Source organism: Enterobacter sp. Crenshaw (genome assembly GCF_024734705.1).
GTDB lineage: Bacteria > Pseudomonadota > Gammaproteobacteria > Enterobacterales > Enterobacteriaceae > Enterobacter > Enterobacter asburiae_B.
In genome coordinates this window covers 2,642,435-2,666,221 of record NZ_CP102932.1, presented here as the reverse complement: position 1 = coordinate 2,666,221, position 23,787 = coordinate 2,642,435, and the positions used below count along the sequence as shown (strand labels likewise).

General features: G+C 59.4%; 15 protein-coding genes, 2 tRNA genes and 2 other RNA genes. 10 read left to right on the top strand and 9 right to left on the bottom strand.

Annotated elements, in window-relative coordinates:
- Genes nirB through NWV12_RS12795 form a run of 3 tightly spaced genes read left to right on the top strand, consistent with a single transcriptional unit; the run spans position 1 to position 7,963 of the window.
- Positions 1-3,987 carry a nitrite reductase large subunit NirB gene (gene nirB / locus NWV12_RS12805; protein ID WP_075204779.1) on the top strand — a complete coding sequence of 1,329 codons (3,987 nt, stop codon included), beginning with the start codon at positions 1-3 and terminating at the stop codon, positions 3,985-3,987.
- On the top strand, positions 3,984-6,509 hold the full coding sequence (locus NWV12_RS12800) for a nitrate reductase (RefSeq protein WP_048980898.1): 2,526 nt from the start codon (positions 3,984-3,986) through the stop codon (positions 6,507-6,509). The genes nirB and NWV12_RS12800 overlap by 4 nt, the downstream gene beginning before the upstream one ends.
- 47 nt (positions 6,510-6,556) lie before the next feature.
- The gene (locus NWV12_RS12795; RefSeq protein ID WP_048980897.1) at positions 6,557-7,963 is read left to right on the top strand and encodes a YchO/YchP family invasin; all 1,407 of its coding nucleotides are present in this window, start codon (positions 6,557-6,559) and stop codon (positions 7,961-7,963) included.
- A gap of 3 nt (positions 7,964-7,966) precedes the next feature.
- Here the strand turns inward: NWV12_RS12795 and narL are convergent, their stop codons facing one another.
- Together narL and narX are read right to left on the bottom strand one after the other, a co-directional pair.
- Positions 7,967-8,617 (bottom strand): two-component system response regulator NarL, encoded by a 651-nt coding sequence (narL, locus tag NWV12_RS12790; RefSeq protein WP_008499531.1) that lies wholly within the window; start codon positions 8,615-8,617, stop codon positions 7,967-7,969.
- On the bottom strand, positions 8,610-10,406 hold the full coding sequence (gene narX, locus NWV12_RS12785) for a nitrate/nitrite two-component system sensor histidine kinase NarX (RefSeq protein WP_048980895.1): 1,797 nt from the start codon (positions 10,404-10,406) through the stop codon (positions 8,610-8,612). Before narX ends, narL begins: the two co-directional genes overlap by 8 nt.
- Before the next feature lie 309 nt (positions 10,407-10,715).
- Here narX and NWV12_RS12780 point away from each other — a divergent pair, with 309 nt between their 5' ends.
- From NWV12_RS12780 to narI, 5 genes are all read left to right on the top strand, one after another.
- Entirely contained in the window at positions 10,716-12,113 is a 1,398-nt protein-coding gene (locus NWV12_RS12780; RefSeq protein WP_033145765.1) for a NarK family nitrate/nitrite MFS transporter, read from the top strand.
- A gap of 380 nt (positions 12,114-12,493) precedes the next feature.
- Positions 12,494-16,237, top strand: coding sequence for a nitrate reductase subunit alpha (locus NWV12_RS12775; protein WP_039263581.1), 3,744 nt, complete (start codon positions 12,494-12,496; stop codon positions 16,235-16,237).
- Complete coding sequence (gene narH / locus NWV12_RS12770; protein ID WP_039263580.1) at positions 16,234-17,769, top strand: nitrate reductase subunit beta; 1,536 nt, start codon at positions 16,234-16,236, stop codon at positions 17,767-17,769. The genes NWV12_RS12775 and narH overlap by 4 nt, the downstream gene beginning before the upstream one ends.
- Positions 17,766-18,476 carry a nitrate reductase molybdenum cofactor assembly chaperone gene (gene narJ, locus NWV12_RS12765; RefSeq protein ID WP_045888023.1) on the top strand — a complete coding sequence of 237 codons (711 nt, stop codon included), beginning with the start codon at positions 17,766-17,768 and terminating at the stop codon, positions 18,474-18,476. Before narH ends, narJ begins: the two co-directional genes overlap by 4 nt.
- On the top strand, positions 18,476-19,153 hold the full coding sequence (gene narI / locus NWV12_RS12760; protein WP_023312107.1) for a respiratory nitrate reductase subunit gamma: 678 nt from the start codon (positions 18,476-18,478) through the stop codon (positions 19,151-19,153). Before narJ ends, narI begins: the two co-directional genes overlap by 1 nt.
- On the opposite strand, the gene NWV12_RS12755 is transcribed toward narI, so the two are convergent.
- A complete protein-coding gene (locus NWV12_RS12755; RefSeq protein WP_048980894.1) occupies positions 19,150-20,046 on the bottom strand; it encodes a DMT family transporter in 897 nt (298 codons plus the stop codon). The genes narI and NWV12_RS12755 overlap by 4 nt on opposite strands.
- Positions 20,047-20,154: 108 nt before the next feature.
- On the opposite strand from NWV12_RS12755, the gene NWV12_RS12750 reads away from it, so the two are divergent.
- Positions 20,155-20,598 carry an Lrp/AsnC family transcriptional regulator gene (locus tag NWV12_RS12750; RefSeq protein ID WP_033146544.1) on the top strand — a complete coding sequence of 148 codons (444 nt, stop codon included), beginning with the start codon at positions 20,155-20,157 and terminating at the stop codon, positions 20,596-20,598.
- Positions 20,599-20,706: 108 nt separating this feature from the next.
- Here the strand turns inward: NWV12_RS12750 and NWV12_RS12745 are convergent.
- From NWV12_RS12745 to NWV12_RS12720, 6 genes are all read right to left on the bottom strand, one after another.
- Positions 20,707-20,837, bottom strand: a non-coding RNA gene (locus NWV12_RS12745) — RtT sRNA.
- Positions 20,838-20,882: 45 nt separating this feature from the next.
- A non-coding RNA gene (locus NWV12_RS12740) (RtT sRNA) lies at positions 20,883-21,013 on the bottom strand.
- Between the two features lie 45 nt (positions 21,014-21,058).
- Positions 21,059-21,143: transfer RNA gene (locus NWV12_RS12735), tRNA-Tyr, on the bottom strand.
- Between the two features lie 35 nt (positions 21,144-21,178).
- A tRNA-Tyr gene (locus tag NWV12_RS12730) sits at positions 21,179-21,263 on the bottom strand.
- A 157-nt stretch (positions 21,264-21,420) separates the two neighbouring features.
- Complete coding sequence (gene purU, locus NWV12_RS12725) at positions 21,421-22,263, bottom strand: formyltetrahydrofolate deformylase (protein WP_023312104.1); 843 nt, start codon at positions 22,261-22,263, stop codon at positions 21,421-21,423.
- Between the two features lie 46 nt (positions 22,264-22,309).
- The gene (locus tag NWV12_RS12720; protein WP_045888025.1) at positions 22,310-22,768 is read right to left on the bottom strand and encodes a YchJ family protein; all 459 of its coding nucleotides are present in this window, start codon (positions 22,766-22,768) and stop codon (positions 22,310-22,312) included.
- Between the two features lie 114 nt (positions 22,769-22,882).
- On the opposite strand from NWV12_RS12720, the gene rssA reads away from it, so the two are divergent.
- The gene (gene rssA / locus NWV12_RS12715) at positions 22,883-23,785 is read left to right on the top strand and encodes a patatin-like phospholipase RssA (RefSeq protein ID WP_023312102.1); all 903 of its coding nucleotides are present in this window, start codon (positions 22,883-22,885) and stop codon (positions 23,783-23,785) included.
- Positions 23,786-23,787 lie beyond the last annotated feature (2 nt).

Sequence of the window (23,787 nt, the reverse complement as noted above, 5' to 3'; positions counted from 1 at the left end):
ATGCGACTGGTCATTATCGGAAATGGCATGGCGGCCACGCGGCTGATTGCCTCGCTCACCGGGCGTGCTGCCGGTCGTTTCGCTATCACCGTCATCGGTGACGAGCCGGAGCATGCCTATAACCGCATCCAGCTTTCGCCGGTGCTGGGCGGTGAAAAGCAGGCTGCAGACATCTGTTTGCAGGATGACGACTGGTACCAGTCGCGCGGCGTGACGGTGCTGCGGGGTGAAAAGGCGATCGCCGTGAACGTGGACGCGCGGGAAATGCAAACCACCGCCCGCACGCTGGGCTGGGATGCGCTGGTGTTTGCCACCGGATCAACGCCCTTTATTCCGCCAATCCCCGGCTGCGATGCGCCGCATGTGTTCACGTTCCGCACCCTGGAGGATACGCGGGCCATTCGGACGATCGCCGGTCCGGCGGTGGTGCTGGGCGGCGGCGTGCTCGGGGTTGAGACGGCGGCAGCGCTGGCGCGCTCAGGTGACAACGTCATGCTGGTTCATCGCGGTCCGTGGCTGATGGAGCAGCAGCTGGATCGGCAGGCGGGAATGCTGCTGGAAGAGACGCTAGCGGCGCGGGGCGTGCGCTGTGAGCTCGCCTCGGGCATCGCAGCGGTGAGCGGGAATAGCGTGACGCTGCTCAACGGGCGCCGCGTCGTCGCCGCTCGCGTGGTGCTGGCGACCGGCGTGCAGCCCAGCGTCGCGCTGGCGCAGGCCAGCGGCATTCGCTGCGCGCGCGGCATCGTGGTGGATCACCAGATGCAAACCTCCGAACCGAACGTCTACGCCATTGGCGAGTGCTGCGAAATTGACGGGCAGACGTTTGGCCTGGTCGCCCCCTGCCTGGCGCAGGCGGAAATCCTGGCCGCGCGGCTGGCCGGGGACGCTACCGCGCCGTTTACCCTGACCGACAGCGGGATGCGTCTCAAGGTGACGGGCGTGGAGCTGTTCAGCCTCGGCCGTGCGGCGGAGCAGGAGGGCGACGTGGTCTGGAGCGCATGGGATCCGCTGACCCGTCACTATCGTCGTTTATTGATCCATCAGGGGGCGCTGGCTGGCGCGCTGCTGATGGGCGACTGCCGCAGCGCGGCAACGTTTACCGATTTACTGGCAACGGCCACGCCCGCCCACGCGGACTGGCTGTTCGATCGTTTCACTACGCAACCGCAGGTTGCAGGACAGAATGCTATGACAAAACCTACTCTGGTGGTGGTTGGGCACGGTATGGTCGGCCATCATTTCCTCGAAGACTGCATTAAGCGCAATCTGCATCAGCAGTATCAGATCGTCGTCTTTGGCGAGGAGCGCTATGCCGCCTACGACCGCGTGCATTTGTCGGAATATTTTGGCGGCCGCAGCGCGGCGTCGCTCTCGCTGGTGGAGGGGGATTTCTTTGCCGACAGCGGCATTGAGCTGCGCCTGTCGCAGCAGATCGTCGGCATCGACCGCGACGCGCGCGTGGTGCGTACCGCCAGCGGGCATGAGACCCACTGGGACAAGCTGGTGCTGGCGACCGGCTCATACCCGTTCGTTCCGCCCGTGCCGGGCAACGATTTGCCGGGCTGTTTTGTCTACCGCACCCTTGACGACCTGGACAACATTGCTGCACATGCGGCGGGCTCGCGCCGCGGCGTGGTGATTGGCGGCGGCCTGCTCGGACTGGAGGCGGCGAATGCCCTGAAGCAGCTCGGGCTGGAAACCCACGTGGTGGAGTTTGCGCCCAACCTGATGGCGGTCCAGCTCGACAACGACGGCGCGGCGATGCTGCGCAAGAAAATCGAGGCGCTGGGCGTCTGCGTTCACACCAGTAAAGCCACGACGGAGATCGCCACCGCGGACGGCGGGCTGGTGCTGCGCTTTGCCGATGGCGAACAGCTGGAAACGGACATGGTGGTCTTTTCGGCGGGCATCCGTCCGCAGGACGCGCTGGCGCGCAGCAGCGGGCTGGCTATCGGCGAACGCGGCGGGATCTGCATTGACGACGGCTGCCAGACCTCCGATCCGGACGTGCTGGCCATCGGCGAATGCGCCCTGTGGGAGGGGAAAATCTTCGGTCTGGTCGCGCCCGGCTATCAGATGGCGCGCGTGGCCGCCGCCGCGCTGGCGGGAGAGGATAAAACCTTCACCGGCGCGGATATGAGCACTAAGCTCAAGCTGCTCGGCGTGGACGTGGCCTCGTTCGGCGACGCCCACGGGCGCACCCCGGGGGCGCTGAGCTACCAGTGGACGCACGGCCCGCAGCAAATCTACAAGAAAATCGTGGTCAGTCACGACGGCAAAACGCTGCTCGGCGGCGTGCTGGTGGGAGATGCCAGCGAATACGCCACGCTGGTGCAGATGATGCTTAACGACATCAGCCTGCCGAAAGAGCCGGAAACGCTCATTTTACCCGCGTCGTCAGGCAGCGCGCCAAAAGCGCTCGGCGTGGCGGCGCTGCCGGAAAGCGCGCAGATCTGTTCGTGTCATAACGTCAGTAAAGGCGATATTTGCCGGGCGGTGAGCGCGGGCGCGGCGGATATTGGCGCCGTTAAGCAGTGCACCAAAGCGGCGACCGGCTGCGGGGGATGTAGCGCGCTGGTGAAGCAGGTGATGGAGTTCCAGCTTGCGGAGCAGGGCGTGGAGGTGAAAAAGGACATCTGCGAGCACTTCCCGTACTCGCGCCAGGAGATTTACCACCTCGTGCGCGTCAACCATATCCGCACCTTTGACCAGCTTATCAGCCGCTACGGACAGGGGCACGGATGCGAGATCTGCAAGCCGCTGGTGGGATCGGTGCTCGCCTCCTGCTGGAACGAGTATCTGCTGAAACCGGCGCACCTGCCGCTGCAGGATACCAACGACCGCTACTTCGCCAACATCCAAAAGGACGGCACATACTCCATCGTGCCGCGCATGCCCGCAGGGGAAGTGACCGCCGACGGGCTGATTGCCATCGGGCAGATTGCGAAACGCTACAGCCTGTACAGCAAAATTACCGGCGGTCAGCGTATCGACCTGTTTGGGGCCACCCTCGAACAGCTGCCGGCGATCTGGCAGGCGCTGGTGGAGGCCGGGTTTGAAACCGGACACGCCTACGGGAAATCCCTGCGCACGGTGAAATCCTGCGTCGGCTCGACCTGGTGCCGCTACGGCGTGCAGGACTCCACCGGCCTCGCGGTCCGGCTGGAGCACCGCTACAAGGGCCTGCGCGCGCCGCACAAAATCAAAATGGCGGTCTCAGGCTGCACCCGCGAGTGCGCGGAGGCGCAGAGCAAAGACGTAGGGGTGATTGCCACCGATAAGGGCTGGAACCTCTATCTGTGCGGCAACGGCGGGATGAAGCCGCGCCACGCGGATCTCTTCGCCAGCGATCTGGACGACGAAACGCTGATCCGCACCGTCGACCGTTTCCTGATGTTTTACATCCGCACGGCGGATCGCCTGCAGCGCACCAGCACCTGGATGGACAACCTGGAAGGCGGCCTCGACTATCTGCGGGAGGTGATCCTCACCGACAGCCTCGGCATCGCCCACGAGCTGGAGCAGGAGATGGCCCGGGTGGTGGAAGCCTACCAGTGCGAATGGCAAACCACGCTCAGCGATCCCAGCCGCCTGGCGCTGTTCCGCACGACGGTGAACCAGACTGCGCCGGATGAAAGCAAGCGCTGGCAGGAAATTTGCGGCATCGACGATATCCCCGAGCAGGCGGGCATCGGCGCGCGGCTTGGACGTAAGCCGATTGCGCTCTTCCGCTTTGGTAAAACCGTTTACGCCCTCGACGATCGGGAGCCGGGCGGCGATGCGAACGTGCTTTCACGCGGCATTCTTGGCGATGCGGCGGGCGAGCCGGTGGTGATTTCACCGCTCTACAAGCAGCGCATTCGCCTGCGCGACGGCTGTCAGGTAGAGAACGGCGAACCCGCGGTGCGCGCCTGGCCGGTGAAAATTGAAAACGGCAAGGTGTGGGTTGGCAGCGACGCCCTGGTAATGCGTGCGGAGGCCTCATGACGGAAACCCGGACAACGTGCCCCTACTGCGGGGTGGGCTGCGGCGTGATCGTCCGCGTGCAAGGTGAAGCGGTCAGCGTTCGGGGAGATGAAACCCATCCTGCGAACCTGGGTCGCCTGTGCGTGAAAGGATCGGCTCTGGGGGAGACCACGGGCTTACAGGGGCGGCTTTTGCGCCCGGTCGTTGACGGCCTTGAGGTGGACTGGGCGCAGGCGCTGAACGCGGCAGGGGAGCGCCTGCGGGAGATTATCGATAAATGGGGGCCGCAGGCGGTGGCGTTTTACGCCTCCGGCCAGCTGTTGACCGAGGATTACTATGCCGCCAACAAGCTGATGAAAGGATTTATCGGCGCGGCAAACATCGATACCAACTCCCGGCTCTGTATGTCCTCGGCGGTGGTGGGCTACAAGCGCGCCTTTGGCGAAGACGTGGTGCCGTGCGGCTACGAGGATATGGAAAACAGCGATCTGGTGGTGCTGGCTGGCTCGAACGCTGCCTGGACGCATCCGGTGCTCTACCAGCGGCTGGTGCAGGCGAAGCACGACAACCCGCGGATGAAGGTGGTGGTGATCGATCCCCGCAGAACCGCCACCTGTGATATTGCCGATCTGCATCTGGCGCTCGCCCCCGGCAGCGACGCCGGGCTGTTTGTCGGTCTGCTTAATGTGATTCAGGGAACGGATGAGTGGCCCGTTGAGCGCGTGGCGGCGTTTTGCGGCCTCTCGCCGCAGGATATAGGCACCTTTTATGACTGGTTTATGACGGCGCCCCGGGCCATCACGCTCTACACCATGGGGATCAACCAGTCCGCCAGCGGCAGCGACAAGTGTAACGCCATCATTAACGTTCATCTTGCCAGCGGGAAGTTCAACCGTCCGGGCTGCGGCCCGTTTTCGCTGACCGGACAGCCAAACGCGATGGGGGGAAGGGAAGTGGGCGGGCTGGCGAACCAGCTGGCGGCGCACATGAACTTTGAGCCGGACGATCTCTCGCGGGTGGCGCGTTTCTGGGGAACGGAACGGCTGGCGCAAACCCCGGGCCTGATGGCGGTGGAGCTGTTTGACGCCATTGCCCGCGGCGAGGTGAAGGCGGTGTGGATCATGGGCACTAACCCCGCCGTGTCGCTTCCGGACAGCCACGCGGTGTGTCAGGCGCTGGCGAACTGCCCGCTGGTGATGGTTTCTGAGGTGATGAAGGATACCGATACCAGCCGGTTCGCCCATATCCGTTTTCCGGCGCTGGGCTGGGGGGAGAAGGACGGGACGGTGACAAACTCGGAACGCCGCATTTCGCGCCAGCGCGCGTTTCTGCCCGCGCCGGGCGAAGCGAAGCCGGACTGGTGGATCGTCGCGCAGATGGCGAAACGGCTGGGCTACGGCGAGGCCTTTGCCTGGCAACATCCGCACGAGATTTTTTGCGAACATGCGGCGCTGACGGCCTTTGAAAATGACGGCGCGCGGGCATTGAATCTTCATGAACTGGCTGCGCTAACCCGTGAGGAGTGGGATCAGCTTGAGCCTTATCAGTGGCCGACGGGGAGTTTTCCGCGCCGAAACATCGTTCCCGTTATCCCTCTGTCGCACGGCGCGACGGTCAGCGCCTTATACCCGCTGATTCTCAACTCGGGGCGCATCCGCGATCAGTGGCATACCATGACCCGAACGGGATACGTGGCGAGGCTGATGCAGCATATCGCCGAACCGTTTGTTGAGGTTGGCCCGGCAGACGCCGTTCGTTTTTCCCTGTGCGACGGCCAGCTGGCGCGCATCAGCTCGCCGCGCGGCGTGATGGTGGCAAGAGTGCGAATCAGCGACGGGATACGGGAAGGCGAGGCGTTTGCCCCGATGCACTGGAACGCTGGGTTTGCCCGCCAGGGAAAGGTGAATGCGCTGGTGGAAGGGCGCTGCGATCCGGTTTCGGGCCAGCCAGAGAGTAAACAAACCGCCGTCAGGATCCTGCCCTGGCAGCCCGCCTGGCAGGGGGAACTCTATGCCCGGGAATGGCCGGAAATGCCCTCTTCGGCTTACTGGTGGCGCAAAGCCTCACGCCTGACGGTAGCGGGCGATCAACCGCTGCTGCCGTGGGTAATGGAATACGTCAGCGACCGGGGCTGGCAGCTGCAGGTTGCGCAAACCGGTGAACGCAGCAGCGTGCTGGCCTGGCATGAAGGCCAGCTGATGCTGGGCTTCTGGGAGGGCTCCGCGTTACCGGCGCTGGCGCATGCGGTGATTGAAGCCGCTTTTCAATCCCCACCCGTGCTTCTCGCAGAACGCCACGCCTTGTTGAACGGACAGAGCGTCGGGAAGGCGGCGGATCCGGGACGCATCATCTGCAGCTGTTTCAGCGTCGGGGAGAATGCGATACGGGAGGCGATCGTCGGCGGGTGTGATTCCGTCACCGCGCTGGGGGCGACGCTGCGCTGCGGTACGAACTGTGGCTCCTGCGTGCCGGAGCTGAAAGGGCTGTTTCAGGATAATCCTGAAATGTCCGTCAGGACTGCATTTCAAGGCTTATCGCGTTAACATAATAAGAGTTTGTTCATTAACACAGGTTCTTATTTACGACGTTGATGGCTGTATCGTCCCGCATTCGTTTGCTGTTATTACTCTCCCTTGTTACGGTCGGAGCCGTTCACGGTGCGCCGAATTCCTTTATGCATCAGGCGCAAAATCCCTTTGATAATAACGGGGATAGTTTGCCCGACCTCGGCATGGCGGCGCCAACGGGCGAGGGGGAAAAACACCTGGCCGAAATGGCGAAAGCCTTCGGTGAAGCCAGCATGACCGACAACGGTCTGACAACGGGCGAGCAGGCGCGGCAGTTTGCGTTTGGCCAGGTGCGCGACGCGGTGAGCGGCGAAGTGAACCAGCAGATTGAGTCCTGGCTTTCGCCCTGGGGGAACGCCAGCGTGAACTTGCTGGTGGATAACGACGGCAAATTTAACGGCAGCAGCGGGAGCTGGTTTATCCCCTGGAACGATAACAACCGTTACCTGAGCTGGAGCCAGCTTGGCCTGACCCAGCAGACGGATGGCCTGGTCAGTAACGCCGGTATAGGCCAGCGCTGGGTCGCCGGGAAATGGCTGCTGGGTTACAACACGTTTTACGATAACCTGCTGGACGAAAACCTGCAGCGTGCCGGGCTGGGCGCGGAAGCGTGGGGGGAAAATCTGCGCCTGTCAGCCAACTATTATCAGCCCTTTGCTGGCTGGCGCGATCGCTCCGACGTCCAGGAGCAGCGCATGGCGCGCGGCTATGACGTCACCGCTAAAGCCTGGCTGCCGTGGTTCCATCATCTGAATACCAGCGTGAGCTTCGAGCAATACTTCGGCGATAACGTCGATCTCTTCAACAGCGGAACGGGCTATCACAATCCGGTGGCGGTGAATCTGGGGCTTAACTATACCCCCGTGCCGCTGGTCACCCTGACCGCCGCGCACAAGCAGGGCGAAAGTGGCGCGAGCCAGAATAACCTCGGGCTGAAGCTCAACTATCGCTTTGGCGTGCCGCTGGTGAAGCAGCTTTCCGCCGGTGAAGTCGCCGCCACGCGTTCCCTGCGCGGAAGCCGCTACGACTCGCCGGAGCGCAATAGCCTGCCGGTGATGGAGTTCCGCCAGCGTAAAACGCTGTCCGTCTGGCTTGCGACGCCGCCGTGGGATCTCAAAGGGGGCGAGACCGTTATGCTGAAGCTTCAGGTTCGCAGCGCGCACGGCATTCGTGAGATCCACTGGCAGGGGGATACGCAGGCGCTGAGCCTGACGTCGCCGTCCAAAAGCAACAGCAGCGACGGCTGGAGTGTAATTATGCCTGCCTGGGATGACAGTGAAGGGGCGACAAACCGCTGGCACCTGTCGGCGGTAGTGGAAGATGAGAAAGGCCAGCGCGTCTCGTCCAATGAGATCGTGCTGACCGTCGTGCAGCCGCTGGTCGCATTGCCGGACAACGACCCGCGCTGGAAGCTTCTGCCGGAGGAGTAATCCTTAAAAAATGCGTTCCTGATGCACCCACACCGCGGCTTCAACGCGGGATTTGAGCTTCATTTTCTTCAGCATATGCTTCACGTGCACTTTGACCGTGCTTTCGGTAATGTCCAGGCGGCGGGCGATCATTTTGTTCGGCAGCCCCTGGGCAATGAGTTTGAGAATATCGCGCTCGCGCGGGGTTAACTGGCTGACGTCGCGGTCAGAGGTGGCGCGATTGGCGCGCAGGCTGGCGGCCAGGACCGGCGTTAAGGCTTCGCTGAGAACCATCTCGCCCGCCGCGGCCTGCTGCAGCGCCTTAAGCAAGTCTTCCGGCTCCATATCTTTGAGCAGATAACCATCCGCCCCGCGCTTCAGCGCCGTGACCACATCCTCTTCATGATTCGACACGCTAAAGACGACGATGCGCCCGGAAAGCGATTTTTCCCGCAGCTTGTCGAGAGTTTCCAGACCGTTCATGCCGGGCATATTCAGATCCAGCAGGATCAGATCGGGATCGAGGGATTCGGCAAGCTCAATGCCCTGTTCACCGTTGCTGGCTTCGCCAACCACGGTGATATCGGGCGCCATGCTGACCAGCTGTTTCACGCCAGTACGCAGCATCGGATGGTCGTCGATCAACAGGATGGATGCCGGTTCCTGATTAGTCATGGGTTTCTCCTTGAGCAGTTGTAAGCGGTTTCTCGGGAATAAAGGTGACGACAACTTCCGTGCCACCCGTCTCTCTCCGGCGAACCTGGCAATCACCGCGCAGGCTTTGGGCGCGGTCTCGCATAATAATTAAACCATAGTGGTTAGTGCGTTCGGCATTTTCCGGCACGCCGCGGCCGTTGTCGTGAACCGTGAGCTTCACCTGATTATTGTGCTGGCTGACGGTGACCGTTACCGCCGTCGCGCCGGAATGCTTAAGCACGTTGCTCAGCGCTTCACGGGCGATTTGCAGTACATGTATGGCCTGGTGGGAGGGGACAAACCGCGGCGGCAGCTGGTAGTCCAGCTTCACCGGGAACCCCAGTCGGGCGCTAAATTCGTGACAGCTGGCCTCCAGCGCCGGGCGCAGACCCGGCTCGGTCAGCTGCAGACGGAAGGTAGTCAGCAGCTCGCGAAGCTGTATCCAGGAGGTGTTCAGCTCGTTGCGGATCTGGCTGAGCAGCTGCTTGTTGCTTTCGGGCATCTCCGCATCCTGCATCTGCAGGCAGCTCACCTGCATTTTCATACAGGAGAGCGACTGGGCGATAGAGTCGTGAAGCTCGCGGGCGATGGTCGCGCGCTCTTCCATGACGATCAGCTGCTGCTGCTTTTCCTGATGTCTGTCGAGCGCCAGCGTGGCCGTTAGCTGTTCGACCAGCGTATCGACCAGCTGCTGCTGGTCGTGGCTCAGGTGACGCCCGGCTGGCAGCGTTGCCAGCAGAATACCGTACTGGGTGTGGCTGTCGGTCAGGCGCCACTTCAGGGTGGTGCCGCCGGACGTCAGCGGCGGCAGGCCGCGAGGGCAAAGATGGCAACCTTTGTCATCGCAGGACATATCGGACTGGCAGGTAAATTCCTGATGGTTATCTTCGTCTTCCACGTCGTAGACGCGCAGCTCAAGGTCGTGAAGCAGGGTCAGATTTTGCAGGCCGTTCAGCACCGGAGAGAGGCGTTCGCATAGCGGCACCTGCATGTGCAGACGACGGTTGGCCTGCCACAGGAAGGAGAGGATCTCGTTTTTCTGCTCCAGTCCGGCCGTTTTTTCCTGAACGCGCTGTTCCAGCACCGCGTAGCTCTCGGAGAGTTCTGCCGACATGGTGTTGAGCGCCTGGCCGAGCATGGCCATCTCGTTGCGCCCGCTGATGTGCGTGCGCTGGGTAAAATCGCGTGCGGTCACCGCGCGGGCCATTGCCAGCAGCTGTTTCCACGGGTTCAGCAGCCGCGCACGAAGCCAGACGATGGTGAAGATCAGCAGCAGCCCCATAAACAGCGCCATGGCGCGGTGCACCATCACCACCCGGTCGATGCGTAATTCTGTGGTTTGGTCGAAAGAGGAGACCAGCGCATCGATACGTGAGACGAACCCCGCCACGTCCTGCGCAACGGTTTCGGTGCTGCGCGCCTGTTTCAGCCCGGGCTCCAGCTGGGTGTGCCAGTAGCCCTGAAGGGCTTTAAGCTGATATTGCTGACCGGCGCGGATGGCGGCGTTTTCCAGTTCGGGGCTGAAGACCGTGTGCTCCATTTCATCAATCAGGGGCCGATCGTCCAGCGTCAGGGGAACCGACGCCAGCAGGCGATAACTCTGCATGCGTAGCGAGCCTGCCTCGTTGATGGCATGCGCATTACCCTGTACGCCCTGTACCAGCCAGCCGGAGATCGCCATGCCGGTCACGCCGATGGCGGTGGACAGCAAAACAATCAGAGCGAGCTGATTCACGAGCGTCAGCGGAGATAAACATCTTTTTAACATAGAGGTGGCGTGCTCCTGACGTGGCCTGCTTGCAGGAATGGCGCTATTCTGGTGCATACCCTGGAGTATACCCATACCAATAAAGGATTACCCCTAAATTGCCAACGGAGTAGGGGGAAGGAGGTGGGGGTAGCCAGGAACCGTCAGTGCCGTGAAAAACCACGTCTTTTTTACCGAATTAGCCTACTCACTAAGGGTGAGGCCTTATTTTACGCCGCAAATCCTCCCACTTTTCCTTTGATTTATATCAACTTACCGCCGCCCTAAAGCCCTAATGTTTGCAGCATCATTCGAGAATCAGAGGTGTCTATGAGTCACTCATCCGCTCCCGAAAGGGAAAATGGTGCCGTTATTACAGACTGGCGTCCAGAGGATCCGGCGTTCTGGCAACAGCGCGGCCATCGTGTAGCCAGCCGGAATCTATGGATTTCCGTGCCGTGTTTGTTATTAGCGTTTTGCGTATGGATGTTGTTTAGCGCGGTGGCGGTCAATCTGCCGAAAGTTGGGTTTACGTTTACGACCGATCAGCTGTTTATGCTGACCGCGCTGCCGTCGCTGTCAGGCGCGCTGCTGCGTGTGCCTTACGCGTTTATGGTGCCGGTGTTTGGTGGTCGTCGCTGGACGGCGTTCAGTACGGGTATCATGATCGTCCCCTGCGTCTGGCTTGGCTTCGCAGTGCAGGATACCTCTACGCCGTTCAGCGTATTCGTGATTATTTCCCTGCTGTGCGGTTTTGCGGGTGCGAACTTCGCCTCCAGCATGGCGAACATCAGCTTCTTCTTCCCGAAAGCGAAGCAGGGCGGTGCGCTGGGCATTAACGGCGGCCTGGGGAATATGGGCGTCAGCGTGATGCAGTTGATTGCCCCGCTGGCGATCTCTGTTTCTATTTTCGCGGCCTTTGGCGGCGGTGGCGTTGAGCAGGCGGATGGTTCTTCCCTCTATCTGCAGAACGCCGCCTGGATCTGGGTACCTTTCCTGGTGGTCTTCACCCTCGCAGCCTGGTTCTTTATGAATGACCTGTCCGCGTCGAAGGCGTCGCTGAGCGAACAGCTGCCGGTGCTGAAGCGTGGACACCTCTGGGTGATGGCGCTGCTGTATCTGGCCACCTTCGGTTCGTTTATCGGCTTCTCTGCGGGCTTCGCGATGCTGTCGAAAACGCAGTTCCCGGAGATTCAGATCCTGCACTTTGCCTTCTTCGGGCCGTTTATCGGTGCCCTGGCGCGTTCGCTGGGCGGCATGGTCTCTGACCGTCTCGGCGGTACCCGCGTGACGCTGGTGAACTTCGTCGTGATGGCGGTCTTCTGCGCGCTGCTGTTTCTCACTCTGCCCGTCGACGGGCAGGGCGGTAACTTCATCGCCTTCTTCGGCGTGTTTATGGTGCTGTTCCTGACGGCCGGTCTGGGGAGTGCCTCTACCTTCCAGATGATCTCCGTGATCTTCCGTAAGCTGACGATGGATCGGGTGAAGGCGCAGGGCGGGAGCGAAGAGCAGGCCATGCGCGAAGCGGCGACGGATACGGCCGCGGCGCTGGGCTTTATCTCTGCCATCGGCGCGATTGGCGGCTTCTTTATCCCGAAAGCGTTCGGTATCTCTCTGGACCTGACCGGCTCACCGGCCGGTGCCATGAAAGTCTTCCTCGTCTTCTATATCGCCTGCGTTGTGATTACGTGGCTGGTATATGGCCGAAATACCAAGAAAAATAAGTAAGTGTGATTATCCGTTTACGCGGCCTTCGGGCCGCGTTTTTTTTGCCAACATAATAGTTACAACATACTTACGGCTTTTACGGCAGACGCCTGCGGTGACACTGTGATCGCCATCGCTTTGCAGGTGGCTCTACCCCTTAATACCTGAGATGTTAAATGTTGACTGGCTTTTTGTACGATAAAATAAAAATAACTCTATATTTCATGATGATATGAAATTTTTGAAGATACCGCTTTGGTGGTATTTGGTGTAACCCCTCGCCTGAAAGTCCCTCCTCGTCTTGATCGTTATCAATTCTCCCCCTCTTTCAGGGCGTTACCTTCGCTGCAAATCAGCAATGTCGATTTAGAGAGCCACAGGCTCCACACAGGAGATACCCGATGAGCAAATTTTTGGACCGGTTTCGCTACTTCAAACAGAAGGGTGAAACTTTTGCCGATGGGCACGGCCAGGTTCTGGATACCAACCGGGACTGGGAAGACGGTTACCGCCAGCGCTGGCAGCATGACAAAGTCGTCCGTTCGACCCACGGCGTGAACTGTACCGGTTCATGCAGCTGGAAGATTTTCGTTAAAAACGGTCTGGTGACCTGGGAAATGCAGCAGACCGACTATCCGCGCACCCGCCCGGATATGCCAAACCACGAACCGCGCGGCTGCCCGCGTGGTGCCAGCTACTCCTGGTATCTCTACAGCGCCAACCGTCTGAAATACCCGCTGATGCGCAAGCGCCTGATGAAAATGTGGCGTGAGGCGAAAGTACAGCACAGCGATCCGGTGGATGCCTGGGCGTCCATCATCGAAGACGCTGACAAAGCAAAAAGCTTCAAGCAGGCTCGCGGTCGCGGCGGTTTCGTTCGCTCCTCGTGGAAAGAGGTAAACGAGCTGATTGCCGCCTCCAACGTCTACACCGTCAAAACCTACGGTCCTGACCGCGTGGCGGGCTTCTCGCCAATTCCGGCGATGTCGATGGTCTCTTACGCCTCCGGCGCGCGCTATCTGTCGCTGATCGGCGGTACCTGCCTGAGCTTCTACGACTGGTACTGCGACCTGCCGCCTGCGTCTCCGCAGACCTGGGGCGAGCAGACCGACGTGCCGGAGTCCGCGGACTGGTACAACTCCAGCTACATCATCGCCTGGGGCTCTAACGTTCCTCAGACCCGTACGCCGGACGCGCACTTCTTTACCGAAGTCCGTTACAAAGGCACCAAAACCGTGGCGGTCACCCCTGACTACGCGGAAATCGCCAAGCTTTGCGATCTGTGGCTGGCGCCGAAACAGGGTACCGACGCGGCGATGGCGATGGCGATGGGCCACGTCATGCTGCGTGAATTCCATCTTGATAAGCCAAGCCAGTACTTCACCGACTACGTTCGCCGCTACACCGACATGCCGATGCTGGTCATGCTGGAAGAGCGTGAGGGCTACTATGCCGCGGGCCGCACGCTGCGCGCAGCCGATCTGGTGGATTCGCTGGGCCAGGAAAACAACCCTGAGTGGAAAACCGTTGCGTATAACAGCAACGGCGAGCTGGTGGCGCCAAACGGCTCTATCGGCTTCCGCTGGGGCGAGAAGGGCAAGTGGAACCTTGAGCAACGCAACGGCACCACCGGCGAAGAGACGGAGCTGCGCCTGAGCATGCTGGGCAGCCAGGACGAGATCGCCGAGGTCGGGTTCCCGTACTTCGGCGGTGAAGGTTCAGAGCACTTCAACAAGGTTGAACTGAAAAACGTTCTGATGCACAAACTGCCGGTTAAGCGCCTGCAGCTGGCCGACGGTTCTACCGCGCTGGTCACCACCGTTTATGACCTGACCATGGCGAACTACGGTCTGGAGCGCGGTTTGGGCGATGAAAACTGCGCAACCGGCTATGACGACGTGAAGGCCTACACCCCGGCCTGGGCGGAACAGATTACCGGCGTGCCTCGCGCGCACATTACCCGTATCGCACGTGAGTTCGCTGAAAACGCGGACAAAACGCACGGTCGTTCGATGATCATCGTCGGCGCGGGTCTGAACCACTGGTATCACCTCGATATGAACTATCGCGGTCTGATCAACATGCTGATCTTCTGCGGCTGCGTCGGTCAGAGCGGCGGCGGCTGGGCACACTACGTCGGCCAGGAAAAACTGCGTCCGCAGACCGGCTGGCAGCCGCTGGCGTTTGCCCTCGACTGGCAGCGTCCGGCACGCCATATGAACAGTACCTCCTACTTCTATAACCACTCCAGCCAGTGGCGCTACGAAACGGTCACCGCACAGGAGCTGCTGTCGCCGATGGCGGATAAATCCCGCTACAGCGGCCACCTGATCGACTTCAACGTGCGTGCTGAACGCATGGGCTGGCTGCCGTCGGCGCCGCAGCTGGGCACTAACCCGCTGCGCATTGCGGAAGCGGCGAAGCAGGCGGGCATGTCACCGGTGGATTACACCGTGAAATCCCTGAAGGATGGCTCTATCCGCTTTGCGGCAGAACAGCCGGAGAACGGTAAAAACCACCCGCGCAACCTGTTCATCTGGCGCTCCAACCTGCTGGGCTCGTCCGGTAAAGGCCACGAGTACATGCTGAAATACCTGCTCGGTACCGAAAACGGTATCCAGGGGAAAGATCTCGGCAAGCAGGGCGGCGTGAAGCCGGAGGAGGTGGAGTGGAAAGATAACGGTCTCGACGGCAAGCTGGATCTGGTGGTGACGCTCGACTTCCGTCTGTCCAGCACCTGTCTGTACTCCGACATCGTGCTGCCAACCGCCACCTGGTACGAAAAAGACGACATGAATACCTCGGATATGCATCCGTTTATTCATCCGCTGTCTGCGGCCGTTGACCCGGCGTGGGAATCGAAAAGCGACTGGGATATCTACAAAGACATCGCGAAGAAATTCTCCGAAGTCTGCGTAGGGCACCTCGGCAAAGAGACCGACGTGGTGACGCTGCCAATCCAGCACGACTCGGCCGCCGAACTGGCGCAGCCGCTGGACGTGAAGGACTGGAAAAAAGGTGAATGTGACCTGATCCCGGGCGTAACCGCGCCGCACATTATTCCGGTTGAACGCGACTACCCGGCAACCTACGAGCGCTTTACCTCTATCGGCCCGCTGATGGAGAAAATCGGTAATGGCGGGAAGGGGATCGCCTGGAACACCCAGAGCGAAATGGATCTGCTGCGCAAGCTCAACTACACCAAAGCGGACGGCCCGGCGAAAGGCCAGCCCATGCTGAACACGGCGATTGATGCAGCAGAGATGATCCTGACCCTGGCCCCGGAAACCAACGGCCACGTCGCCGTCAAAGCCTGGGCGGCGCTGAGCGAGTTCACCGGTCGCGACCATACGCACCTGGCGACGAATAAAGAGGAAGAGAAAATCCGCTTCCGCGATATTCAGGCGCAGCCGCGCAAGATTATCTCCAGCCCGACCTGGTCTGGCCTGGAGGATGAGCACGTGTCCTATAACGCGGGCTACACCAACGTTCACGAGCTGATCCCATGGCGCACCCTGTCCGGTCGTCAGTCGCTGTATCAGGATCACCAGTGGATGCGCGATTTCGGTGAAAGCCTGCTGGTTTACCGTCCGCCAATCGACACCCGCTCCGTGAAAGCGGTAATGGGCGCGAAATCGAACGGTAACCCAGAGAAGGCGCTGAACTTCCTGACGCCACACCAGAAGTGGGGCATTCACTCCACCTACAGCGACAACCTCCTGATGCTGACCCTGTCTCGCGGCGGTCCGATTGTCTGGATGAGCGAAACGGACGCCAAAGATCTGGGTATCGAAGATAACGACTGGATCGAAGTGTTCAACAGCAACGGTGCCCTGACGGCGCGTGCGGTGGTGAGCCAGCGCGTACCGGCCGGGATGACCATGATGTACCACGCGCAGGAACGTATCGTTAACCTGCCGGGGTCAGAAATTACCGAGCAGCGCGGCGGGATCCACAACTCCGTGACCCGCATTACGCCGAAGCCGACCCACATGATCGGTGGCTATGCGCAGCTGGCCTACGGCTTTAACTACTACGGCACCGTAGGATCGAACCGCGATGAGTTCGTGGTGGTACGTAAGATGAAGAATATTAACTGGTTAGACGGCGAAGGTAATGACCAGGTACAGGAGAGCGTAAAATGAAAATTCGTTCACAAGTCGGCATGGTGCTGAATCTGGATAAATGCATTGGCTGTCATACCTGCTCGGTCACCTGTAAAAACGTCTGGACCAGCCGCGAAGGTATGGAGTACGCCTGGTTCAACAACGTGGAAAGCAAGCCGGGCACCGGCTTCCCGACCGACTGGGAAAACCAGGAGAAGTGGAAGGGCGGCTGGATCCGTAAAATCAACGGCAAGCTGCAGCCGCGCATGGGTAACCGCGCGATGCTGCTGGGTAAAATCTTCGCTAACCCGCACCTGCCGGGCATCGACGATTACTACGAGCCGTTTGACTACGACTACCAGAACCTGCACAACGCGCCGGAAAGCAAACACCAGCCGATCGCCCGTCCGCGCTCGCTGATCACCGGTCAGCGCATGGACAAGATCACCAGCGGTCCAAACTGGGAGGAGATTCTGGGCGGCGAGTTCGAGAAGCGCGCCAAAGACCAGAACTTCGAGAACATGCAGAAGGCGATGTACGGCCAGTTTGAAAATACCTTCATGATGTATCTGCCGCGCCTGTGCGAGCACTGCCTCAACCCGGCGTGCGTGGCGACCTGCCCGAGCGGCGCTATCTACAAGCGTGAAGAAGATGGCATCGTGCTGATCGACCAGGACAAGTGCCGCGGCTGGCGTATGTGCATCACCGGCTGCCCGTACAAAAAAATCTACTTCAACTGGAAGAGCGGTAAATCTGAGAAGTGCATCTTCTGCTACCCGCGTATCGAAGCCGGAATGCCGACCGTCTGCTCTGAAAGCTGCGTAGGCCGTATTCGCTACCTCGGCGTGCTGCTGTATGACGCGGACGCGATTGAAAACGCCGCGAGCACCGAGCACGAGAAAGATCTGTATCAGCGTCAGCTGGACGTGTTCCTCGATCCGAACGATCCGAAGGTGATTGAGCAGGCGCTGAAAGACGGCGTGCCGCAGAGCGTGATTGACGCGGCGCAGCAGTCACCGGTGTACAAAATGGCGATGGACTGGAAGCTGGCCCTGCCGCTGCATCCGGAATACCGCACCCTGCCGATGGTCTGGTACGTGCCGCCGCTGTCGCCGATTCAGTCTGCCGCTGACGCGGGCGAACTGGGCAGCAACGGCATCCTGCCGGACGTGGAAAGCCTGCGTATTCCGGTTCAGTACCTGGCGAACCTGTTGACCGCAGGGGATACCCAGCCGGTACTGCTCGCGCTGAAACGTATGCTGGCGATGCGTCACTTCAAACGCGCGGAAACCGTAGACGGCGTGATCGATACCCGCGCGCTGGAAGAGGTTGGTCTGACCGAAGCGCAGGCGCAGGAGATGTACCGCTATCTGGCGATTGCCAACTACGAAGACCGTTTCGTGGTGCCGAGCAGCCACCGCGAGCTGGCTCGTGAAGCCTTCCCGGAAAAAAATGGCTGTGGCTTTACCTTTGGCGACGGTTGCCACGGGTCAGACAGCAAATTCAACCTGTTCAACAGCCGTCGCATCGATGCCATGGATGTGACCAGCAAAACGGAGCCGCACCAATGATTGAACTCGTCATTGTTTCGCGTCTGCTCGAGTACCCGGATGCTGCGCTTGCGCAGCATCAGCAGGAACTCTTTGATGCACTCGCGTCATCTGAAAACCTGGATAAAGACGATGCCCAGCGGCTTGGCGTTTTCCTCCGCGATCTGTTAGCGCGCGATCTCCTGGACGCGCAGGCGGACTACAGCCAGCTGTTTGACCGTGGTCGTGCGACCTCGCTGCTGCTGTTTGAACACGTTCACGGTGAGTCACGTGACCGCGGTCAGGCGATGGTGGACCTGATGGCCCAGTACGAACAGCATGGCCTGCAGCTCGATAGCCGCGAGCTGCCGGATCATCTGCCGCTGTATCTGGAGTACCTGGCGCAGCTGCCGAAAGAAGAGGCGCTGGGCGGTCTGCAGGATATCGCGCCGATCCTGGCGCTGCTCGGTGCGCGTCTTCAGCAGCGCGAGAGCCGCTATGCTGTTCTGTTCGATCTGCTGGTGAAGCTGGCCAACGCCGCGGTCGACAGTGAAAAAGTGGCGGAGAAAATCGCGGATGAAGCCCGCGACGATACCCCACAGGCGCTGGATGCGGTCTGGGAAGAAGAGCAGGTGAAATTCTTTGCTGACCAGAACTGCGGCGAGTCTGAAATCTCCGCTCACCAGCGTCGCTTTGCCGGCGCGGTTGCCCCGCAATATTTGAATATCTCTAACGGAGGACGGCACTAATGCACTTCCTGAATATGTTCTTCTTCGACATTTACCCGTATATCGCGGGCACCGTGTTCCTGGTGGGAAGCTGGCTGCGTTACGACTACGGCCAGTACACCTGGCGTGCGGCCTCCAGCCAGATGCTGGATCGTAAAGGGATGCATGTGGGCTCTAACCTGTTCCACATCGGTATTCTGGGGATTTTTGCCGGTCACTTCCTCGGGATGCTGACGCCGCACTGGATGTATGAAGCGTGGCTACCGATCGAGGTGAAGCAGAAGATGGCGATGATCGCCGGCGGTGCCTGCGGCGTGATGACTCTGGTGGGTGGCCTGCTGCTGCTGAAACGCCGTCTGTTCAGCCCGCGCGTGCGTGCGACCACGACCGCAGCGGATATTCTGATCCTCTCCCTGCTGATGGTGCAGTGCGCGCTGGGCCTGCTGACCATTCCGTTCTCGGCGCAGCATATGGACGGGAGCGAAATGATGAAGCTGGTCGGCTGGGCGCAGTCCGTGGTGACCTTCCACGGCGGAGCCTCCGCGCACCTGGACGGCGTAGCGTTTATCTTCCGCGTTCACCTGGTGCTGGGGATGACGCTGTTTGTGCTGTTCCCGTTCTCACGTCTGGTGCATATCTGGAGCGCGCCGGTGGAGTACCTGACGCGCAAATACCAGATTGTGCGTGCCCGTCGCTAATTCGCCGTTTTGATACCAACCCCGCACTCGCGGGGTTTTTTTTCGCCCCAGCCCAGATTATTACCCGCGGCAGCAAACAGGATTAGCGCGCCGCCCGCCAGCTGCGTCAGGTTCAGCGAGTGTCCGAACACCAGATTATCGACAACGATCGCCACCACCGGATAGATAAACGACAGGGAGCCGGTAATGGGCGTAGGCAGCTTCTGGATCGCGCTGTAGAGCAGCTGGTACATAATGCCGGTATGGACGATGCCCAGCGTCAGCAGGATCGCCCAGGGGAAATCACCGGAAAATGACGGCATGCTGGCAAACGGCAAAAGCATCACGACGCCCGTCAGCACCTGGATAAAGGCAATATGCTGCGGCGCAACGGATCTGAGCTTGCGGGCAATAATGGCCGTGACCGCATAGAAGAAAGCCGCGGCCATCGCCAGGCCAATTCCGGCGAGCCATTCACTGCCGTGCGCGCCGGTCAGCTCGCTGGAGAGCAAGATCACCACGCCGCCGAAGGCGAGGAACAGCCAGCCCCATTTCACCAGGCTAACGCGCTCACCTAAAAACATCCCCATTAAGACCAGCATAAACGGCTGGGTGTTATAGACCACGGTAGAAAGACCAATCGAGATCCGTTCATAGGCCGCGAAGAGCAGCAGCCAGTTCACCACGAGCGCTACGCCGCCGAGAATGGCCAGCAGCAGCGTGGTGCGGGTGAGGGGACTGAAGGGCTTTTGACTTGCCCGGATAAAAATAAAAAGCGCTATTGCCCCGATAAGACAGCGCCAGAACACCACTTCCGTCACCGGCAGACCGCTGAGTAAAACAAACGCACCGATAGAGCCGGAAATTAACATCGCCAGGCTCATTTGCCAGACGCCTTTATGGAAATCACGCATCATCCACCTCCTGATTGTATGACGCTATTGTCGAAAATCGCTGTCGGGTTTTACAGGGATGAGATAAGGTGAAATGCAGTGATGACTTTTTAAAATTAGGTGAAAACGATGGAATACCTTCTCGATGATATCGACCGTCAAATTTTAGCCTGTCTGGTCGAAGATGCGCGCATGTCTTTGAAGGTGCTCAGCGGACGCATCGGTCTGACTTCCCCCAGCACGGCAGAACGCCTGAAGAGGCTGGAAGAGCGCGGTGTGATTCAGGGGTATGGCGCACGGGTGAATCTGGCGGCGCTGGGGTATACGCTGCAGGCGCTGGTGCGCGTGCGGCCTTTGCCGGGGCTGTTGCATAAGGTTGATAAATACATTCAGGCGATGCCGGAGTGTATCGAGAGCGACAAAGTCACAGGGGAAGATTGCTTTGTAATTAGACTGGTGGTGCGATCGATAGAGCAGCTGGATGAGTTGCTGGACGGCCTGGCGGAGCATGCCCAGTGCAATACGTCGATTGTGAAGAGTTCGCCGGTGAAGCGTCGTTTGCCGCCGATGTAGGCTTCTGGCTTCTGTCGCCAGGTGGCGGCTGCGCCTGCGAAGGCTTCCCCGTTACGGAAATGCATGATGCCTGGTGCAAAAAGGAGGTTTGGAGTTATTTGAAAGTGATGGTGGTGGGGGAAGGATTACTCGGCGCGTTGCGCCTCGCCCTTCGGGTCGTTGCCTGCGGCAACGCTTTCTCGCTACGCTCGAATCGAACCTTAGTCGAAGCTTCTCATCCTTCCCCGTTACGGAAATACATGATGCCTGGTGCAAAAAGGAGGTTTGGAGTTATTTGAAAGTGATGGTGGTGGGGGAAGGATTACTCGGCGCGTTGCGCCTCGCCCTTCGGGTCGTTGCCTGCGGCAACGCTTTCTCGCTACGCTCGAATCGAACCTTAGTCGAAGCTTCTCATCCTTCCCCGTTACGGAAATGCATGATTCCTGGTGCAAAAAGGAGGTTTGGAGTTATTTGAAAGTGATGGTGGTGGGGGAAGGATTCGAACCTTCGAAGTCGATGACGGCAGATTTACAGTCTGCTCCCTTTGGCCGCTCGGGAACCCCACCAGGGGTAATTCAAATTTTGATGTCGTGCTGAGAGATGGTGGTGGGGGAAGGATTCGAACCTTCGAAGTCGATGACGGCAGATTTACAGTCTGCTCCCTTTGGCCGCTCGGGAACCCCACCACGGGGTAATGCTTTTTACTGGCCTGCTTCCTGCTGGAAGCGGGGCGCATCATATCAAATGAGGCGCCCCTGTAAAGCATTCCTTTAGGTAAATGAAGCTGTTTGCCTGCTTTTTATCCGTAAAGGCGCAAAGCTAATCAATTCATTTTCTGAAAGATTAAAGAATGATGGTTCTGTTGCCGTAGACAAAGACACGCTGCGCCAGCACCTGATACAGCGCACGACTGAGCACGTTCTTCTCAACGTCACGCCCTGCACGCATCATGTCCTCGGCCGTGTAGGTGTGGTCCACGTGAATCACGTCCTGCATGATGATTGGACCTTCGTCCAGGTTGTCATTCACATAGTGCGCGGTCGCACCGATGATCTTCACGCCGCGCTCGTAGGCCTGGTGGTAGGGACGCGCACCAATAAAGGCCGGCAGGAACGAGTGGTGAATGTTGATGATCTTGTTCGGGAAACGCGCCACGAAGGATGGCGTTAACACGCGCATGTATTTCGCCAGCACCACGTAGTCCGGGTTATGCGCTTCAATGGCCTGCGCCATCAGATCGTCGTGTTCTTCACGGGTATGGCCTTCGTGGCTCACCAGCTCGAACGGAATATCAAAACGCTCGACCAGCGTGCGCAGCGTCTCATGGTTGCCAATAACGGCAGCTATTTCCACGTCCAGACCGCCGTAGTTTGCTTTCATCAGCAGGTCGCCAAGACAGTGTGCTTCTTTGGTCACCAGGATCACGATGCGGCGTCGACCGGCTGGGGTCAGCTCGCGCACGGAACCTTCCGGAAGCGCGCTGTCGAGATCGGCAAGCAGGGTGGTGTCGTTGAAAATACCTTCGAGTTCGGTACGCATAAAGAAGCGGCCGGTACGGTGGTCAACGAACTCGTTGTTCTGCACGATATTCAGTTCATGTTTGTAGCAAATGTTGGTAATTCGTGCGATCAGTCCTTTTTGATCGGGACAGATGGTGCGCAGAACTTTACGTTGTAATGATTGCATCGCCGGGAAATCCTGTTTGTATTTGCGAAGTCTGGGTTGTCAGGCATTACTGCCCGCAACACTTTTTAAATTTTTTACCTGAACCACACGGGCAGGGATCGTTACGACCAAACTGTGGGCGCGTTCCGTCAATATAATACCACTGCCCGCTTTCCTTTAAGAACCGGGAACGCTCGATAATGGCACCTGGTTTATTATTCTCGGTAAAACGAGCAACAAAGCTGACGTAACCTTCATCCACATGACTGCCCGTTGAGGATTCATAGACGGTGAGGCCGAGCCACTGCGTGTTCGCGAAGCCGGCTTCGATGTCTTGTCTGAATTCGGCAGCATGGCAGGAGGGATGCCAGGTTTTAATCAGGTAGTCTGCGTCTTTGATCACAAAAGCGGTGTAACGTGAACGCATGAGGTGTGACGGGTCTGGTGCAACCTGATCGCCAGACAGATATCGCTGGCAACATAGGCTATACTCCAGAGCGCTACCACAAGGGCAGAGTTGAGACACGATTCTCTTCCTGGAACAAATAATAAAGGCGTAAAACGCTTCGGGTAGCACTATGTTAACTGAGCTGTTGCGTTGACGCTATGTCAGGAATCCAGGGGAAGTAAAACAGGGCTAATGAGAAAGGTTAAAATTGGACTGGCGCTGGGCTCAGGTGCAGCCCGGGGATGGTCACACATCGGCGTGATTAATGCCTTAAACAAGATGGGCATTAACGTAGATATTGTCGCAGGTTGTTCAATAGGATCGCTTGTCGGCTCCGCCTACGCGTGCGGGAAGCTTCCGGAACTCGAGACCTGGGTGCGTTCCTTCAGTTACTGGGACGTCCTGCGTCTGATGGACCTCTCGTGGCAGCGTGGTGGGCTGTTGCGCGGCGAACGCGTCTTTAACCAGTTCCGCCAGGTTATGCCTCTCGAAGACTTCACTGATTGTCAGATGCCCTTTGGCGCCGTCGCGACGAACCTCAGCACGGGACGCGAACTCTGGCTAACCGAAGGGGATATCCATCTTGCCGTGCGCGCCTCCTGCAGCATGCCGGGGCTTATGGCGCCTGTCCCACACAACGGTTACTGGCTTGTCGACGGTGGCGTTGTAAACCCGGTTCCCATCTCTCTGACCCGTGCAATGGGGGCGGATATCGTGATTGCCGTCGACCTGCAGCACGACGCCCACCTGATGCAACAGGACCTCATGCCGGTCAATCTCCAGAGCGAAGATGCCGAGGGCGAGAAACTGGCCTGGCATGAGCGCCTGCGCGGTAGAATCGGGCGTATGGCCGCGCGACGCTCGGTTGCCGCGCCGACGGCGATAGAAATCATGACCACGTCAATCCAGGTACTGGAGAATCGCCTTAAGCGCAATCGTATGGCAGGCGATCCGCCAGATATTCTTATTCAGCCTTACTGTCCGCAAATCTCTACTCTTGATTTCCATCGGGCTGAGGCCGCCATCGCAGCGGGCTCGTTAGCCGTCGAAAAGAAAATGGACGAATTGTTGCCTTTTGTGCAAACAGCACGTTAAGC

Coding starts and splice junctions, on each gene's coding strand:
- NWV12_RS12775 (WP_039263581.1), top strand. CDS start 12,494: ATGAGCAAATTTTTGGACCGGTTTCGCTACTTCAAACAGAAGGGTGAA.
- NWV12_RS12800 (WP_048980898.1), top strand. CDS start 3,984: ATGACGGAAACCCGGACAACGTGCCCCTACTGCGGGGTGGGCTGCGGC.
- narX (WP_048980895.1), bottom strand. CDS start 10,406: ATGTTAAAAAGATGTTTATCTCCGCTGACGCTCGTGAATCAGCTCGCT.
- narJ (WP_045888023.1), top strand. CDS start 17,766: ATGATTGAACTCGTCATTGTTTCGCGTCTGCTCGAGTACCCGGATGCT.
- narL (WP_008499531.1), bottom strand. CDS start 8,617: ATGACTAATCAGGAACCGGCATCCATCCTGTTGATCGACGACCATCCG.
- NWV12_RS12780 (WP_033145765.1), top strand. CDS start 10,716: ATGAGTCACTCATCCGCTCCCGAAAGGGAAAATGGTGCCGTTATTACA.
- nirB (WP_075204779.1), top strand. CDS start 1: ATGCGACTGGTCATTATCGGAAATGGCATGGCGGCCACGCGGCTGATT.
- NWV12_RS12750 (WP_033146544.1), top strand. CDS start 20,155: ATGGAATACCTTCTCGATGATATCGACCGTCAAATTTTAGCCTGTCTG.
- NWV12_RS12795 (WP_048980897.1), top strand. CDS start 6,557: ATGGCTGTATCGTCCCGCATTCGTTTGCTGTTATTACTCTCCCTTGTT.
- narH (WP_039263580.1), top strand. CDS start 16,234: ATGAAAATTCGTTCACAAGTCGGCATGGTGCTGAATCTGGATAAATGC.
- NWV12_RS12755 (WP_048980894.1), bottom strand. CDS start 20,046: ATGCGTGATTTCCATAAAGGCGTCTGGCAAATGAGCCTGGCGATGTTA.
- narI (WP_023312107.1), top strand. CDS start 18,476: ATGCACTTCCTGAATATGTTCTTCTTCGACATTTACCCGTATATCGCG.
- purU (WP_023312104.1), bottom strand. CDS start 22,263: ATGCAATCATTACAACGTAAAGTTCTGCGCACCATCTGTCCCGATCAA.
- rssA (WP_023312102.1), top strand. CDS start 22,883: ATGAGAAAGGTTAAAATTGGACTGGCGCTGGGCTCAGGTGCAGCCCGG.